The sequence below is a fragment of the Shouchella phoenicis genome (assembly GCF_047238345.1).
Classification (GTDB): Bacteria; Bacillota; Bacilli; order Bacillales; family Bacillaceae_D; genus Shouchella.
Window position 1 is genome coordinate 2,739,502 of sequence record NZ_JBDFMQ010000001.1, and the last position, 16,086, is coordinate 2,755,587.

At 40.6% G+C, this 16,086-nt stretch carries 19 protein-coding genes; 5 read left to right on the forward strand and 14 right to left on the reverse strand.

Features of this window, described 5'->3' with window-relative positions; genetic code table 11:
* Positions 1-66 precede the first annotated feature (66 nt).
* Both ddlA and ABC361_RS14695 read right to left on the reverse strand, forming a co-directional pair.
* Complete coding sequence (gene ddlA / locus ABC361_RS14690) at positions 67-1,170, reverse strand: D-alanine--D-alanine ligase (protein WP_413074647.1); 1,104 nt, start codon at positions 1,168-1,170, stop codon at positions 67-69.
* A 104-nt stretch (positions 1,171-1,274) separates the two neighbouring features.
* Positions 1,275-2,438, reverse strand: coding sequence for an iron-containing alcohol dehydrogenase (locus tag ABC361_RS14695; protein WP_413074648.1), 1,164 nt, complete (start codon positions 2,436-2,438; stop codon positions 1,275-1,277).
* A gap of 186 nt (positions 2,439-2,624) precedes the next feature.
* Here ABC361_RS14695 and ABC361_RS14700 point away from each other — a divergent pair, with 186 nt between their 5' ends.
* Positions 2,625-2,858, forward strand: coding sequence for a DUF378 domain-containing protein (locus tag ABC361_RS14700; protein WP_099301603.1), 234 nt, complete (start codon positions 2,625-2,627; stop codon positions 2,856-2,858).
* A gap of 29 nt (positions 2,859-2,887) precedes the next feature.
* Here ABC361_RS14700 and yugI read toward each other — a convergent pair whose 3' ends face one another.
* The 5 genes from yugI to ABC361_RS14725 form a co-directional block, all read right to left on the reverse strand.
* Positions 2,888-3,307: a S1 domain-containing post-transcriptional regulator GSP13 gene (gene yugI / locus ABC361_RS14705; RefSeq protein ID WP_413074649.1), complete on the reverse strand. Its 420-nt coding sequence runs from the start codon at positions 3,305-3,307 to the stop codon at positions 2,888-2,890.
* A gap of 78 nt (positions 3,308-3,385) precedes the next feature.
* Positions 3,386-4,519, reverse strand: coding sequence for a DEAD/DEAH box helicase (locus ABC361_RS14710; protein WP_413074650.1), 1,134 nt, complete (start codon positions 4,517-4,519; stop codon positions 3,386-3,388).
* A 14-nt stretch (positions 4,520-4,533) separates the two neighbouring features.
* Positions 4,534-5,313: a hydroxyethylthiazole kinase gene (gene thiM / locus ABC361_RS14715; protein ID WP_413074651.1), complete on the reverse strand. Its 780-nt coding sequence runs from the start codon at positions 5,311-5,313 to the stop codon at positions 4,534-4,536.
* 33 nt (positions 5,314-5,346) lie between these two features.
* A complete protein-coding gene (locus ABC361_RS14720) occupies positions 5,347-6,540 on the reverse strand; it encodes an aminotransferase (RefSeq protein ID WP_413074652.1) in 1,194 nt (397 codons plus the stop codon).
* Positions 6,540-7,037 (reverse strand): Lrp/AsnC family transcriptional regulator, encoded by a 498-nt coding sequence (locus ABC361_RS14725; RefSeq protein WP_413074653.1) that lies wholly within the window; start codon positions 7,035-7,037, stop codon positions 6,540-6,542. Before ABC361_RS14725 ends, ABC361_RS14720 begins: the two co-directional genes overlap by 1 nt.
* Before the next feature lie 130 nt (positions 7,038-7,167).
* On the opposite strand from ABC361_RS14725, the gene ABC361_RS14730 reads away from it, so the two are divergent.
* Positions 7,168-7,716 (forward strand): cysteine hydrolase family protein, encoded by a 549-nt coding sequence (locus ABC361_RS14730; protein ID WP_413074654.1) that lies wholly within the window; start codon positions 7,168-7,170, stop codon positions 7,714-7,716.
* Between the two features lie 128 nt (positions 7,717-7,844).
* Here the strand turns inward: ABC361_RS14730 and ABC361_RS14735 are convergent, their stop codons facing one another.
* On the reverse strand, positions 7,845-8,315 hold the full coding sequence (locus ABC361_RS14735; RefSeq protein WP_375078251.1) for an S-ribosylhomocysteine lyase: 471 nt from the start codon (positions 8,313-8,315) through the stop codon (positions 7,845-7,847).
* A gap of 121 nt (positions 8,316-8,436) precedes the next feature.
* Between ABC361_RS14735 and ABC361_RS14740 the strand changes: the two genes are divergently transcribed.
* Both ABC361_RS14740 and ABC361_RS14745 read left to right on the forward strand, forming a co-directional pair.
* On the forward strand, positions 8,437-9,267 hold the full coding sequence (locus tag ABC361_RS14740; RefSeq protein WP_413074655.1) for a YihY/virulence factor BrkB family protein: 831 nt from the start codon (positions 8,437-8,439) through the stop codon (positions 9,265-9,267).
* A gap of 63 nt (positions 9,268-9,330) precedes the next feature.
* Positions 9,331-9,603 carry an HU family DNA-binding protein gene (locus ABC361_RS14745; RefSeq protein ID WP_413074656.1) on the forward strand — a complete coding sequence of 91 codons (273 nt, stop codon included), beginning with the start codon at positions 9,331-9,333 and terminating at the stop codon, positions 9,601-9,603.
* A gap of 43 nt (positions 9,604-9,646) precedes the next feature.
* Here ABC361_RS14745 and ABC361_RS14750 read toward each other — a convergent pair whose 3' ends face one another.
* From ABC361_RS14750 to ABC361_RS14760, 3 genes are all read right to left on the reverse strand, one after another.
* Complete coding sequence (locus ABC361_RS14750) at positions 9,647-10,978, reverse strand: Na+/H+ antiporter family protein (RefSeq protein ID WP_413074657.1); 1,332 nt, start codon at positions 10,976-10,978, stop codon at positions 9,647-9,649.
* A gap of 123 nt (positions 10,979-11,101) precedes the next feature.
* Positions 11,102-11,383: a hypothetical protein gene (locus ABC361_RS14755; protein WP_413074658.1), complete on the reverse strand. Its 282-nt coding sequence runs from the start codon at positions 11,381-11,383 to the stop codon at positions 11,102-11,104.
* Between the two features lie 139 nt (positions 11,384-11,522).
* Positions 11,523-13,007: a leucyl aminopeptidase gene (locus ABC361_RS14760; protein ID WP_413074659.1), complete on the reverse strand. Its 1,485-nt coding sequence runs from the start codon at positions 13,005-13,007 to the stop codon at positions 11,523-11,525.
* Positions 13,008-13,144: 137 nt separating this feature from the next.
* Here ABC361_RS14760 and ABC361_RS14765 point away from each other — a divergent pair, with 137 nt between their 5' ends.
* Positions 13,145-13,618 carry a divergent PAP2 family protein gene (locus ABC361_RS14765; protein WP_413074660.1) on the forward strand — a complete coding sequence of 158 codons (474 nt, stop codon included), beginning with the start codon at positions 13,145-13,147 and terminating at the stop codon, positions 13,616-13,618.
* A gap of 118 nt (positions 13,619-13,736) precedes the next feature.
* Here ABC361_RS14765 and ABC361_RS14770 read toward each other — a convergent pair whose 3' ends face one another.
* The 3 genes from ABC361_RS14770 to ABC361_RS14780 form a co-directional block, all read right to left on the reverse strand.
* The gene (locus tag ABC361_RS14770) at positions 13,737-14,360 is read right to left on the reverse strand and encodes a 3D domain-containing protein (protein WP_413074661.1); all 624 of its coding nucleotides are present in this window, start codon (positions 14,358-14,360) and stop codon (positions 13,737-13,739) included.
* Positions 14,361-14,443: 83 nt separating this feature from the next.
* The gene (locus tag ABC361_RS14775) at positions 14,444-14,770 is read right to left on the reverse strand and encodes a YuiB family protein (RefSeq protein ID WP_255223742.1); all 327 of its coding nucleotides are present in this window, start codon (positions 14,768-14,770) and stop codon (positions 14,444-14,446) included.
* Positions 14,771-14,883: 113 nt separating this feature from the next.
* Entirely contained in the window at positions 14,884-16,086 is a 1,203-nt protein-coding gene (locus tag ABC361_RS14780) for an NAD(P)/FAD-dependent oxidoreductase (RefSeq protein WP_413074662.1), read from the reverse strand.

Sequence of the window (16,086 nt, forward strand, 5' to 3'; positions counted from 1 at the left end):
TAAAAAGAGCCTCCTTATATTCGGTACTTCATTAATGTACCGAAAGGAGGCAAAAAACACAAGTAATCAGCGGTCAAAAACTGAGCTCTTTAATAGCTTATCTTGTTCATGACGTTCAATGGCTAAATCAATTAGCGTGGAAATTAAATCTTGGTAGGAAAGTCCGCTCTCTTCCCAAAGCTTTGGATACATACTGATTTTTGTAAACCCTGGAAGAGTGTTGATTTCATTAATTACCACTTCATGATCTTCTGTTAAGAAAACATCTACACGTGCTAATCCTTCACAGTTTAAAGCTTGATATGCACGTTTAGCAATTTCTTGAATTTGTGCGCTAACATCTTCTGAAAGTTCTGCTGGAATGGCAAGTTTTGCACCATCTTCGCTAATGTATTTCGCATCATACGAATAGAAACCGTCTTGAGGCAAGATTTCTCCGCATACACTTGCTTTTGGTTCATCATTCCCAAGAACTGCACATTCAATTTCTCTTCCTACAACAGCTGCTTCAATTAAAATTTTGTGATCATAGGAGAAGGCAGATTCTACAGCTTCCTGAAATTCAGCTTCATTTGTCGCCTTACTAACACCAACAGATGAGCCTTGGTTGGCTGGCTTAATAAAGACCGGCATCCCTAATGATTCGTTAATCTCGTTAAAGGTAATGGATGCTTTCGTTGCACGATTAAAGCTTACCCCTTTTGCTACTTGAAGCCCTTCTGCTTGAAGTAGTTTCTTGGCGATATCTTTATCCATGCTCACTGCAGATCCTAAAACATTTGAACCAACAAATGGTAAATTTGCGATTCGCATCATACCTTGAAGAGACCCATCTTCTCCAAGCGTTCCGTGTACAATTGGAAAAATGACATCTAGTTGTCCAAGCGCCGTATGTTGATTAACGGGCTGGAGTTGATTGGATTCTTTTCCAGGTAAAAAAGAAATCCCTTCATTTGATTGATTAAGCTCAATTAAAGCTGGATTGTTTTCATTTAATAAGAAATTAGAGGCTTCATTTAAATGCCACTGGCCCCTTTTATCAATACCGATAAGTGTTACGTCAAAACGATCTTGATCAATCGCGTCTACTATGTTTTTTGCTGACTGAAGCGATACTTCATGTTCAGCTGATTTTCCACCAAAAATAATTCCTACACGTGTTTTTGCCAAACCCTTCACTCTCCTTCCCGTTTATTATACACGTAAATAGCTTGTTACAGAATGAGAAATACGTAATGAAAAAAGACAACCAAAAATTGGTTGCCCTCTTTATTTTACAGTGCTTGCTTAAGAATTTCTAACGATTCTGGCTTACCGATTTTGTGGTAGTTGCCGTAGTAACCATTTGTACTTGCAATATCTGAAATTTCTTCAAGCTGATCTTCTGTAATTTCATAATGACTTAACGTTGTTGGTGCCCCTAAAGCAGTCCAGAATGCAGACAATTTGTCGATTCCTTCTAAAGCAACATCACGATCTTCTTTACCAGTGCGATCTACACCGAAAACACGCTCGGCAAGTTGTGCGCCTCGCTCAGGATTCACATCAACGCTATGGCGCATCCAATGCGGGAATAAAATGGCTAATCCACCGGCATGAGGAATATCGGAAACGGCAGATACCGCGTGCTCTAAATTGTGCGTACCCCAGTCACCACGCGCTCCCATTTGCGTAATTCCATTAAGAGCCATCGTCCCACTATAAAGAATCGTTTCACGTAAATCCGTGTCTTCTAAATCATCTAGCAAGTCTGGAGCTACTTCCATAACGGTTAAAAGAATGGACTCGCATATACGGTCTTGCAACGGCGTATTTTCAGCTGGGTGAAAATAGGCTTCCAGTACATGTGTCATCATATCAACAATGCCATACACGGTTTGATCTTTTGGCACAGATACCGTGTTTTCTGGATCTAAGATAGAAAAGTTCGGGAATGTAAAAATCGAGCCCCAGCCGACTTTTTGATGCGTATCCCAATTTGTAATCACAGATCCAGAGTTCATTTCTGATCCGGTTGCTGCTAACGTTAAAATCGTGCCAAACGGAAGAGCATCTTCTGCAAGTTCTTTTTTTGTAATAATGTCCCACACATCGGTTTCGGTCCGTGCACCAACAGCGATTGCTTTAGTTGCATCAATGACGCTACCGCCACCAACAGCTAAAATAAAACCGATCGAGTGCTCTTTACAGAGTTCGATTCCTTTTCGAACAGTCGTTAAACGCGGGTTAGGCTCGACACCAGCCAATTCGGTTACGTTACAGCCTGCATATTCCAATTGTTGCATGACCGTATCATATAGGCCATTTTTCTTAATACTGCCTCCACCGTATACAAGCAATACATTTCGATCATATACAACGAGCTCATCTGCTAAATTTTCTGTTTTGCCTTGTCCAAAAATTAATTTTGTCGGGTTATAAAATGTAAAAGCGTCCATAAAGGAGCCTCCTTTAAAATTGATCCACACTTATCGTAGCTTTTTTGTCCATTAAACGCAAAAATAACCACCTGCTTTATTTCCAACATTATTGGTAGACATCACCTAGAATAATCGTGTCTTTTCCATCCAATCTAAGAAGAGTACATCTCAATCGATGTGCAAAACAAAAGGAGGTGCTTTTAAGTGAGTGGTATTCAAAAAGCAGCATTAGTATTAGCCATCATTGGTGCTATAAACTGGGGATTAATTGGGTTCTTCCGATTTGATCTTGTCGCTTTTCTATTTAACGGTCAAGCGTCTGCGATTTCACGTGTCATTTATGCCTTAGTTGGTTTAGCTGGTCTTTATGCAATTTCTATTCTAATGAAACCAAAAGAAGAGTTAGGCCGCGACCATGAAGTGGAGCCACAACGATAAAAACAGCTAGTTTTCACTAGCTGCTTTTTTTATTTCTTCGCGCGCTTATTTAAATCTGCTTGAATTTCGTTTGACTGCTTTAACCACTCTTTAAGTTTATCTTCTAGCGTGTTAAAGCCTTGTTGCTTCTGCTGAGCTGCTTGAGGTTTGCGCGCTCCGCCACCGCCAGCATTTGGTGTACGTGGTTTCGCTTGTGGACGAGCAGGCGCCTCTTGCGTCGCACGGATTGATAAAGAAATCTTTCCAGATTCTTGATCAACTGACATGACTTTAACTTTCACTTCGTCTCCTACTGTTAATACATCTGCAATATCCTTCACATATCCGTGAGCGACTTCAGAAATATGAACGAGACCTTGTTTTTTTTCATCGATTGCTACAAAGGCTCCGAAAGGCTTAATTCCTGTTACCTTTCCCTCTATAATGCTACCTTCTTCGTAATTAGACATTCATATACAACTCCTAAACAATGATTTAACCAACTAATTTTACCATAGGTTTCTCTATAGCGCAAAGTCCGGTCATGTTTATTCGCTGATTAGCGTCCCATTTTTTAAAAAGACTTCATTCACATGAATGTTTAAATATTTTTCATACTTCTCTTTGAGGTATCGTTCTTGGCCGTTTAACAAAGAGATGACTTTTCCATCTTCCTTGACGCGCCCTGTCCGACCAGCACGATGAAGGTAACTTTCAAACGAACGAGAGGCATCAAGCTGAATAATGTGAGATACTTTTTCAATATCAATTCCTCTTGCAGCAACATCTGTCGCCACTAAAATTGATGCTGCACCACTTTTAAAACGGGCGATTGCTTGTTCTCGATCCGTTTTCGTTTGTTCAGAAGATAATGCTACTGCCTCAACTTTACGGTAGCGTAATTTTTCAACGGTCTCATTCAACCGATCTAAATGATTGACAAACACAATTCCTTTTTTAATCTCTTCCGCGTGAACAATTTTACGAACGGTATCAATTCGATCTCGTTCTTCAATCATGACGGCAAGATGTTCAATTTGCTCTGGTAAAGTCGACGTATTCTCTTCCAATTTTTCTACGTTTGGTGAAAACACTTTAAGCTTGTCCTCCAACCCTTTAGGGATCGTGGCAGAAGCAAATAACCCTTGGACGTTATAGCCTAATCGTTTTCCAAGCTCCTCAACGTCTTTCCACGATTCTTGTTCCTCGACTAACCGATCCACTTCATCAAGGACAAACATGCGGATATTTGCTAACTTAATTTTTTTTAGTCGAATTAGCTCCATTAAGCGACCTGGTGTTCCAACCGCAATATGTGGTTTACTTTTCTTGAGCTTTTCGACTTGGCGATTTACATTCGCCCCACCAATAAACGCCATCGATGACAATGTTGTTTGATCCGTCACTTCTTTAATAACCGATTCGATTTGAACAGCCAACTCTTGCGAAGGAGCCACAATTACAGCCTGAATCGTTTGTTGATCTGCCTCAATTGCTGCTAAAAGTGGGAGGACATATGCTAATGTCTTTCCTGAACCTGTTTGCGAACGAAACATTACGCTTTCACCATTCAATGCTTTAGGAATCACAGCTTGTTGAATTGGTGTCGGCTCTGTAATGTTCTTTTTTTCGAGGTTTTCATTTATTTGGGGGGGTACGTGTAAATTCAATTGATTAATCATGCTTAACTCCTCTATTATAACCACTCAATTCGATAGAATGGTTCTGCTTCTTCTTCATTGATCATGCTTAGCTCGTTAAGAAATTCCATTTGGAACGAGGCAACACCATGTTCATTTGCTTTTGCATACGCTCGCTCGGCAGCGACTCCGTAAAAAGCTAAACCATTTGCTGCAGCATTAACAAAGTCTTTCCCATTTACTGCAAGATATGCTGCCAGCACACCACCAAGTAAACAACCTGTACCCACAACACGGGTGAGCCATTCATGTCCATTTGACACTTGTACAACTTGCTTCCCGTCTGTGACCACATCTTTTTCTCCGGTTACGACGACCACCGTCTGTAGTTGCTCTGCTGCTTTTTTCGCTAAAGCGACTGGATCTGTCTTAATATTCGTGTCAACGCCTTTAACAGTCCCTGCTTCACCTAAAACCGCAGCAATTTCACCTGCATTTCCACGAACAAGCGTAATGTTTACTTCTTCTAAGATGCGGGCAACAAGCTGATTTCGAAACGTGGTCGCACCAACACCAACTGGATCAAGAATTACAGGGGTCCCTTTTTTATTGGCAGCTTGACCGGCGTGAATCATCGACGCCACAACAGTCTCAGATGGCGTCCCAATGTTTAACAATAGCGCATCTGCTGCCGTCGCCATTTCATGTGTTTCTTCTTTTGCATAGGCCATCACTGGTGATGCTCCAATTGCTAATAGTCCGTTTGCCGTAAAATTGGTCACAACTGCATTGGTCATGCAGTGAATCAACGGCTGGTGGTCTCGTACAATACTCATCCGTTACATCCCTTTCTTTACCCTATTGTTCGATTATTTCGTTGCTTGCCAATTATGATTCTCTAAAAAGCGTCCGATACGAGTTAACGCTTCTTCTAAATTTTTTAGAGATGTTGCGTAGGAACAACGAATATGGCCTTCACCGCCTGCACCAAAAACTGAGCCTGGTACCACAGCAACTCGCTCTTCTATTAAAAGCTTTTCTGCAAACGTTTCAGATGACAAACCTGTATGTTCGATTGAAGGAAATGCGTAAAATGCCCCGCTTGGTTTATGACAAGGCAATCCAATTTCATTCGCTGTTTTCACAAAGAAATTTCGTCGTTGCTGATAGGAAAGCTTCATTTTCTCAATATCTTCCATGCCATGCTCAAGCGCTTCTAACGCACCGTATTGAGCCATTGTCGGCGCACACATCAAGCTATACTGATGAATTTTCAGCATCGCTTGCAGCAAATCTGGTGGTGCAAGCACAAATCCAAGACGCCAACCGGTCATGGCAAATGCTTTTGAAAAACCATTAATAACGATGGTTTGTTCTTTCATACCAGGTAAGGCGGAAAAACATGTGTGCTCCTCATCATAAGACAATTCAGCATAGATTTCATCTGAGAACACAAGTAATTGATGCTTTTTGACAATGGCCGCAATTTGCTCAAGCTTGTTTTTGCTCAACGATGCACCTGTTGGATTGTTCGGATAACAAATCATAATGGCTTTCGTTTTATTTGTAATAGCTTTTTCAATATCCACTGGCTCAACTTCAAAATGATTCGCTGCGCTCGTTCCAACTGAAATCGGCACACCACCAGCAAGAGAGACAAGCGGCGCATAAGAAACAAACGTTGGCTCAACAATGATGACTTCATCACCAGGATCTAAAATCGCCCGCATGCCTATATCAATTGCTTCACTTGCACCAACCGTTACTAAGATCTCTTCATCAGGGTTATAGTGGACGCGATAACGCTGCTCCATGTAATGAGAAATGGCTACACGCAGTTCCGGCAGTCCAGCATTTGCCGTATACGCTGTAAAACCTCTTTCAAGGGACGAGATACTTGCTTCTCGGACATTCCAAGGCGTGACAAAATCAGGCTCTCCCACACCAAGGGAAATAATATTGTCCATTTTCGATGCTAAATCAAAAAAACGTCGTATACCAGACGGCTGTATACTTGATACTTTTTGTGAGAGGCGCTCTTTTTTTACAACTGTCTCCTTCATTACGGCGTCACCACGATTCTACGATCTTCGTCTGGTTCTTTAAAAATAACCCCATCATGCTTATAGGTCTTTAATTGAAAATGAGTTGTTGTTGATAGTACAGAATCAATGGTGGACAATCGTTCGGATACAAACCGAGCCGTTTCTTGCATCGTTTTCCCTTCAACGACAACAGATAAATCATATGCACCTGACATTAAATACAACGCCCTTACCTCTGGAAAACGGTGAATACGCTCAGCCACTTCATCAAATCCTACGCCACGCTTCGGCGCGACTTTCACATCGATCATGGCTGTCACAGTTTCTTGAACCGGCAGTTTAGCCCAGTCTACAACAGCTGAATAACTAAGGATTACGTTCTTATCTTCAAGTTCTGTAATGTATGTGTCTACCTCTTCTGCCGTTAGATCAACCATTTTTGCAATCTTTTCCGATTCAATTCGGCCATTTGCTTCAATAATTTGCAAAATCTCAACTGATTTCTTATCAAACACAGTGATCGCTCCTCATCTTACGCTAGTCCTTTAGAGTAATTATAGTTTGTTTGTTTATCCTAATCATAACATAGGAATTTCCCAAACTCCTGTTTTAAATTAAGGGATCCTTTAGGAGCTGAAGAAAAGCATGGATAAACATACAGCACTACTTATTATTGACATGATTAACCCACTTTCTTTTGAACATGGGGCTGATATTTACCCACAAACAAGAGACATTACAGAAAACATTCTTGCCCTTAAAAACACGATGAAGCAAAAAGGTTGTCCCATTTTATATGTAAATGACAACTACGGCAAATGGAAATCGGACTTCAATCAACTCGTTTATGATATTAAAACAAGTAATGACCTCGGTTCATCTATTGCGGCTCGACTTGAGCCAAGTGACGATGATTATTCGATCATCAAACCTAAATTCTCTGGTTTCTTTGACACACCTCTTCATCTTCTTCTCGAGCATTTAGGCGTACACACTCTTGTGTTAACGGGAATTGTTGGGAATATGTGTGTACAGTTTACAGCAAATGATGCTTATACATTAGAATACGAGCTTTGTATTCCCGCAGACGCCATCGCTAGTTTCACACAAAAAGACACAGATGTTGCTCTGCATCATTTTGAAAACATATTAAAAGCCGATACACGTTTATGCCGAGATTGGATAACGGACTAATAAGAACGAAGATTTCAGACTTCTTTCATATAAAGAAAAACAAGCGCTACGAGATGAACCGATTGAGGCTCTCGAAACTCGTTAGCGCTTGTTTTAATTAAACGTTTTTGATCGTTAGAACAAATGGTTTAGAATACTTGTTTTAAACTTTCTTTGTCCTCTGCAAGCCACTTGCGCATTCTCTCTTTTGTTCCTTCTAAATCATGAAGCACAGCCTGCCCACACTCTTTTTCCGTAGCAGCAGGAACTTGTTCTGTTTGCAGAGAATAGGTCATAGTCTTTTCTAGGACATCTATTATTTCAGCGACGCTTGGTGTTCCACTCATAATTAAATAGTAACCAGTTTGGCATCCCATTGGAGAAATATCAACGACATCAAAGTGATCGTACTCTTCAGAAAAGCGGCGAATGTTGATTGCTAATAAATGTTCCATCGTATGAATCACGTCAGGCTTTAATGCTTCCTTATTAGGCTGACAAAAGCGAATATCAAACTTGTTCACTTCTCCATCCGTCCCAATTTTGTGCGTCCCACAATGTCTAACGTATGGTGCTTTTACAATCGTGTGATCAAGCTCAAAGCTTTCTACTGATGGCATATGGTACACTCTCCTTTCATCTTCGTATATAGTATAAAGGATAGCAGTCTGTCCTGTCGAAGCTTTCATTTAATTTTATAATGAATTTGCTAAGTAATTTTTACCTATCTAGGAGGCGTACATGAAATTCCGTCCATTTTTTAAGCTATTAGTTGAACAGATCAAAAAAGATCCGATTCCTGATTTAGCAGCTACTTTATCTTTTTACTTCTTACTTGCCATTTTTCCGTTAATGATTTTTGTGCTTGCAGGAGTGTCTTTCTTTGATATAGACAATGAACAAGTATCGAACACCATTACGGAATTTTTCCCGGGCGAAATTGGCGAAACCTTTAGTGAGATTGTGTTAAATACAATTGGTGAACCACAAATAGGACTATTCTCGATTGGGATTATAGGTACACTTTGGTCAGCTTCAAACGCCATTAACTCATTTATACGTTCTGTCAATCGTGCATACAACATTGAAGAAACACGACATTTTTTAAAGTTACGCGGAACGGCAATTGTTCTAACCTTAGCGATGATTATTGTCATTATCATCACGCTTGCACTACCTGTCTTTGGTAGCTTAATTCTTGATTTCTTAGAAAATTTCTTATCGGTTCCGTCTGAATTCATCTCAATGCTTGATAATCTACGTTGGGTTGTGGCAGTTACAGTCATGATTTTATCGTTAATGGTTTTGTATCGTATTGCTCCAAACAAGCACCTTAAATTAAAGGACGGGTTACCAGGTGCAATTGTGGCTACATTCGCATGGCAGCTAATCTCTTTTTTCTTTTCTCTTTATGTGAGTGATTTTTCAAACTTTGAGAGTACATACGGACCACTTGCAGGTGTCATTATTCTCATGTTTTGGTTCTTTTTAACGGGGATTATCTTAATTATTGGCGCTGAGATTAATGCAACGATTCATCAGTTGCAGAAAAAAAGCAATAATCATGTATAAACTTATGTAAGCTGGGTAAGATGGTACCAGTACTTAACATATACGTTTTAAGGAGTGTTCGTTATGAATAAAACTGAATTAATTAATGCACTTGCTGAGCGAGCTGAGCTTTCAAAGAAAGATGCGACAACAGCAGTTAATAGTATGTTTGATCTTATCGCAGAGTCACTTGAAAAAGGAGAAACGGTTCAACTAATTGGCTTTGGTAACTTTGAAGTTCGTGAGCGTGCAGCTAGAAAAGGACGTAACCCACAAACTGGTGAAGAAATTGATATTTCCGCTACAAAAACACCGGCATTCAAAGCAGGTAAACAACTAAAAGACGCAGTAAAATAAAAAAAGAGCGAAGAACAGTCAATCTGACTGGCTTCGCTTTTTTTTATAAGATAATGGCCGTTAGCCAACCAACAAGAAATAGTGGAACGGTCAAGTGCAAGAACGTCGGCACACAGGTATCCCAAATATGATCGTGCTGTCCGTCTGCATTTAAGCCTGCCGTTGAGCCTAGAGTTGAATCCGATGCTGGCGCACCTGCGTCACCAATCGCTCCAGCAGAACCAATAATGGAGATAATTGCTAATGTCGACATCCCGACTTCTAAACCGAGTGGAACAAAAAGCGCTGTAATAATCGGAATGGTTGAGAAAGAAGAACCAATCCCTAAAGTAATAATCAAACCAACGACCATCATTAAGAGTGCTGCGATGATTTGATTGCCGTTAATCATGCTCGCTACGTTTTGCACAAGGCTTTCAACATGACCCGTCTCTCGAATCACATCAGCAAACCCTGCTGCAGAAAGCATGACAAACCCAATAAAGCCCATCATTTTAATACCTTCTGACATCACTTCATCTGTTTTTTTCACTTTAACAGCTCCGGTTACAAACAGTAGAAGTAATCCAGCTAGTGCAGCCGGAATCATAGAATCACGATAAAAACTTTGTACAACAACGGTCACGACAACCGCAAGCCCCGCAAGCAATAGCGACGTTGTGCTATAAGATTTTTCCTCGCTCATGCTAGGATCATCACCTGATAGCGGAACATCTTTGTAGACACGGCGCTGACGATAGGTAATAAATACTGCAATTCCTAAGCCAATTAGCGTACTTGCTGTTGGAAGTAGCATAGCTTGTGGAATAAGATCGATGTTAATAGGCAATCCACTTGCTTCCATATTATCCGCAATCGTCTTATGGAAAATTTGCCCGAACCCATAGGGGAGGAGCATATAAGGAGCAGTTAAACCAAATGTTAAAATACACGCAATCAATCGGCGATCCACTTCTAATCGATTTAAAATAAGCAAAATCGGCGGAATTAATATCGGAATAAATGCAATGTGAACAGGTACCGCATTTTGCGACATACTCGCAACAATTAAAAGCATGAGGAAGAGCAACATTCTTGATAGCGTATCTCGTTCACGCTCTCCGTTTCGCTTCATCCAGACTTGCAAACGATCCACCATAAAATCTGGTAAGCCAGTCCTCGAGAGCCCAACTGCAAAAGCACCTAAAAGAACATAGCTAAAGGCAATTTCTGCGTTGCCCCCTAAACCATTCCCAAATATTTGTACGGTACTTGAAAAATCTAGTCCTCCTAGTAGTCCACCTACTAAAGCAGAGAGTGTGATCGCCAATACGACGTGCACTCTTAACAAACTCAATAGAATCATAAGTAAAACGGCAATTATTACTGCATTCATATCCATCATCCTTTAGTCTGATAAATCACTAAAACATTTGTATAATTTATCATCCTTCTCTTCCCTTTGTCAAGGTGATAAAAAAACCCAAAAGGATTTGCTCCTTTTGGGTTTCGTCATTCGTTATATCGCTAATATTTTTGTGAAGGACAGTGATTTATCACGACAACCTTTTAACTGATACGACACTCTGTCTCCTTCTTGAACCGATAGTTCTAACGTTTCAGTATCAGATGCATCATTCGTCGCAAAAAGTTTATGGGTCCCTGCAGGTACTTCAATGGTCATTTTTTGCCTGCGTTTAAGCGAGCCCACAAAATGGTCATTAATAAATACTCGGTATTTCCGATTTGTCGCATAAAGCTCACGTGCACACTTTATCTCCACATAAGCAGTTTCAATCATTTTGTTCCCCTTCCTCATACAGAAACGTTCTGTTTGGCTAGGTTCCACTCATTAATATCCTTCATTATAACGATATGATTCATGCGGTACAAGTATTAATACAAATTTACCTTTTAAGCCATTTGTTAAATCGCTTCTATTACGACTGTTCTACAAACTTTGCAAGCGTTCGAGCCATTACACCAGTCGCTCCAGCAGGGCCTGTTGATGAACCTTTGTCTTTTGACGCCGTTCCAGCGACATCAAGATGTACCCAAGGCGTTAAACCTACAAACTCACCAATGAATAATCCTGCTGTAATGCTACCACCTGCTCGACCAGGAGCATTATTTAAGTCTGCTACATCACTTGTTTTCAACATATCTTTGTAAGGTTGGCTATTTGGAAATGCCCATACTGGCTCACCTGTTTCTTCGCCTGCTTGACGTACACGTTCCATTAAGCGCTCATTATTTGTGACAGCACCTGTCGTTTCTTGCCCTAATGCTACCACACAAGCTCCTGTCAACGTTGCCACATCAATTAAACGTGTCGCTCCGAGTTGAACCGCATAAGCAACCCCATCAGCCAAAATGAGTCGACCTTCCGCATCTGTATTACGTACTTCTATTGTTTTCCCATTCATTGCTCGCAATACATCACCTGGCTTCATTGCAGAACCATTTATTAAATTTTCGCTAGAAGGGATCACGCATAGAACGTTTTGTTTTGGTTTTGTTCGGCCGATGATGTCCATCGCTCCGAGTACGGCTCCTGCACCACCCATATCGGTTTTCATCGTATGCATATTCGCCGCCGGTTTTAGCGAATAACCACCTGCATCAAAGGTTAACCCTTTACCAACTAGTGCAGTTACTTCCTCGCTATCACTGTCCCCGTTATAGCGCATCACGATCATTTTTGCTGGTTGATCGCTTCCTCGGGATACAGCTAAAAGCGCTCCCATACCGAGGGTTTCCATTTCCTCTTCTTCTAACACATTAAACTCAAAACGATGCTTGTCAGCGATGGCTTTAGCCTCATCAGCAAGGTCAGTCGGCGTCAGAAGGTTCCCTGGAATGTTTACTAATCGGCGCGTTGTATTTGCTCCTTCTCCATATGTATACCCAAGCTCTGCATGTTTGGTGAATCCTTCTTCATCCACATAAAAACTAACAGATGTTAGCTCTTTTTTCACTTCATTGGTTTTTTCTTTATACGTAAGCTTGTCATAAGAGCTTAACGCAATGGCTTCCCCGCAAGTGAAAGCAATCTCTTCTAAGGAGAGACCAGCCTTTGTGAAACTATCAATGACAAATGCTGCGTGCTCGACTTTGTCCTTTTTTAAAGCTAAGCCTACATTTCCTACTGCATTTCGAAGCTCGTCCTTATGTAGTTGTCCTTCATCACCTAGGTAAACGGCATAAATTTTCTTTACCCCTATTGTTCCGAGCGTAAACAGTTCTGTAAAAGAGCCTTTCTTGTTCGGAAACGATTTCTGTTTAGAAAGTTCCGTTAATTGCCCGTTCATTTCCTTATCGATCGCTTTAACCCCTGTTGAAAAATCGCCTTTATTCCAGACAGCAAGAACAAGCACTTGCTCATCCATTTGTCCAACATTCCATTGTGCTTTTTCTTTAAACATTCTTACAGCTCCTCTCTTTAGCAACTAGTATAGCATGTTAAAAAAATGTCTCAAAGGATTAGACTTGAAAGGAAATCACAATTCGCTTATGATATACTATTCACATCAATAAATGAGAAGAGTGAAAGGAAGGAACTATGGAAATCTTTCAGAACTACCCGCTTTGGACAGCTTTAATTGCGATTGCATTGGCTCAAGTCATTAAAATTCCACTCGCATTTTTTGCTACCCGTAAGCTTAACATGTCTCTTTTAACGAGCACTGGCGGCATGCCAAGTTCACATTCCGCTGCAGTAACAGGTGTATCAACAGCTATTGCTATTGAACACGGTTTAGACTCTTCTCTATTCGCTATTTCTGCAGTATTTGCTGTTGTTGTCATGTTTGATGCTACAGGTGTAAGAAGGCATGCAGGGTACCATGCAACCGTCTTAAACCAACTTGTACTCGATTTTAATCGATTAGTAGAAGAAGTAAAGACGTGGCCTAAAAAGGAAAATGAACAAAAGCTTAAAGAATTACTCGGTCATCAACCGATTGAAGTGTTTTTCGGAGCATTGCTAGGAATTATCCTCGCTTTTGTTCTATATCCACTCCTGAGCGCTATCTAAAAGAAGGTAACAAGAAAAAGAATCTGTATGAGTCATCACCACTCATGCAGATTCTTTTTATTTACCTTTTACGCCAAAGCAACGCTTCACTTCCCCACTTTATGTAGCAAGGCCAGCCTTATGTTTCACGGGTACGTTTAAATTCGTGATAGCTCGTCCGTTCATTTAATGCATTTAATTCTTCCTGCGTAATCGAGCCTGTACCTTCTTTAATGACGAACACATCTAGGTCTTTTTTGCCCCACTCATTAAACACATCATCAATGGAATCATAATATAAGTCCAATTTCATTCCCTTTATCGCCGATCCTGTATCTGCTACTACACCATATCCGTAGCCAGGAATAAATAAGACTGTTCCGAGAGGAAATACCGACGGGTCTGCTGCAACCGTCGAATAAGAATCTCTTAGCACAGGCAGTCCTGAAAAGGTAATGCCGTACGCTGGATCTCCTGGGTATTTTCCGGTTGATTCGACTCCAGCTGTATACCCTGTCGCCGTTACATGAACACGATTATATTCTGTCGTATCCAATTCTTCCTCCATAAGCGTATAGGTCGGCACTGTTAAACCAGGAATCGAGCGATCCTGTTCATGAAACGCTTTTCCGTTCATATCTTGCACGTGAATAGTTGAGAATGGGAAATTGGTAAATACTGAAAATGTAGTAAGTACTGCACCAATAAAGAGAACACACATAAATGATCGAAAAAGCCATTTATAGGTTGCGTTTTTATACATATAATTGTCACACTCCTCTACTACAGCATTTCCAGTAAAGGAGACATTATGCAAAAAAAAACAGACTCTCTCAACAAGTCTGTTTAAAACATCTGATAGCCCGCTTTTCTTAATAATTTCATAATAATTCCGGCTGCGATTGCGCCAAGAAATCCGCTTGTTAGCACAACAATGTCAGCAAAATGCAGCGAAATTACCCGCTCAAATAACTGACTAAATGCTTCTCCAGGTTGTTGAAAAAAGAAGCGATACGGCTGTTGATTCACAATTAATAGCACAACGATCGGATAAATAAATGCCATGATCCACGTTAAACGCAACACCATATTTAATAGAAAGCCAATCCCGGCAAATAGAATAAAGAACAATATGATTGAAACAATTAATTGTAAGATATGTATACCTTCCATAACTCATCCTCCCCTCTTAGTTTACGAAAAAGCGCTTCCGTAAGTCAATATCGAATCAAACTTAAAAAAATCAGTAAGGCTTCAAGCCTCACTGATTTTTCAGTTGCTACCTATTATAGAGGGAATTTCCCTTTTTTCAACGTTAGCATTGGTCCACCAAGAACAAAGAGCGCACGGTTATCAATCATCTTCTTCATGAAGTTAGCCGTACCACCGTAAATCTTTTTAGATCCTACGACACCGATTGCTTCTTTACCGCCTAGAGAAGCGACGGTTCCTTTAATGTCCGGCTTAAAGCTTTCTAAACTTGAGCCGCCTTTGTTTAGCGTTTCAATGTTTGTTGCAGCCGTTTTCGCCATTTGCATCGCAATTTGCGCTGTTGGAGGATAAGGACGATTCGCTTCTTCATTAATAATAAGCGCGCAGTCGCCAATAACGAACACATCTTCATAACCTGGTGCACGTAAATCTGGATCTACCTTAATACGGCCACGGTTCGCTTCAAAACCAGATTTGTCGATGACTGGGTTCCCACGTACACCTGTAGCCCAAACGATCGTTTCCGATTTGATTTCTTCTCCTTCACCAACAACAACACCAGAAGCAGTTACTTCCTTAATTGGTGTATTAATTTTGAATTCAACCCCACGGCTTTCAAGAAGGTTCATCCCGTATTCAACTAATTCAGGATCAAATCCTGGAAGAGCACTAGGTGCTGCTTCAACAACGAACAAACGAACCTTTTCACGTGGTACATCGTATTTCTTACAAAGTTCAGGAACACGCTCAGATAATTCGCCAATAAATTCAATACCCGTAAATCCTGCTCCAGCCACAACAAATGTTAGCATGCCTTCATGAGGATCCGCTGTATTGTTGTAGTTTGCAAATTGTGCATCAATGTGATCCTTCACTTGACGAGCACCGTTTAATGTCCATTTTGTAAATGCATGTTCATGGACACCTGGAATACCAAATGTTTCAGAAACAGCACCTAACGATACAACAAGGTAGTCATACTCTAATTCGCCATCTTTAAGCATTACTTTTTTATCGTCTGTTTTAATTTCAAGCACTTCATCTTGGACGAAATTTACTTTATTCGTATTTAATACATCAGAAATTTTAACACGCGTACGGTCTGGGTCCATTGTTCCAGCAGCCGGCTCGTGTAACCATGTCGTTTGATAATGATAGTCATGCTTATTCACAAGTGTAATCGATGCATCATTATGTCCTAATTTTTTTGACAACGTTACCGCTGTATTCATACCACCGTATCCAGCTCCGGCAATAACGATTTTTGCTTTGTTCAC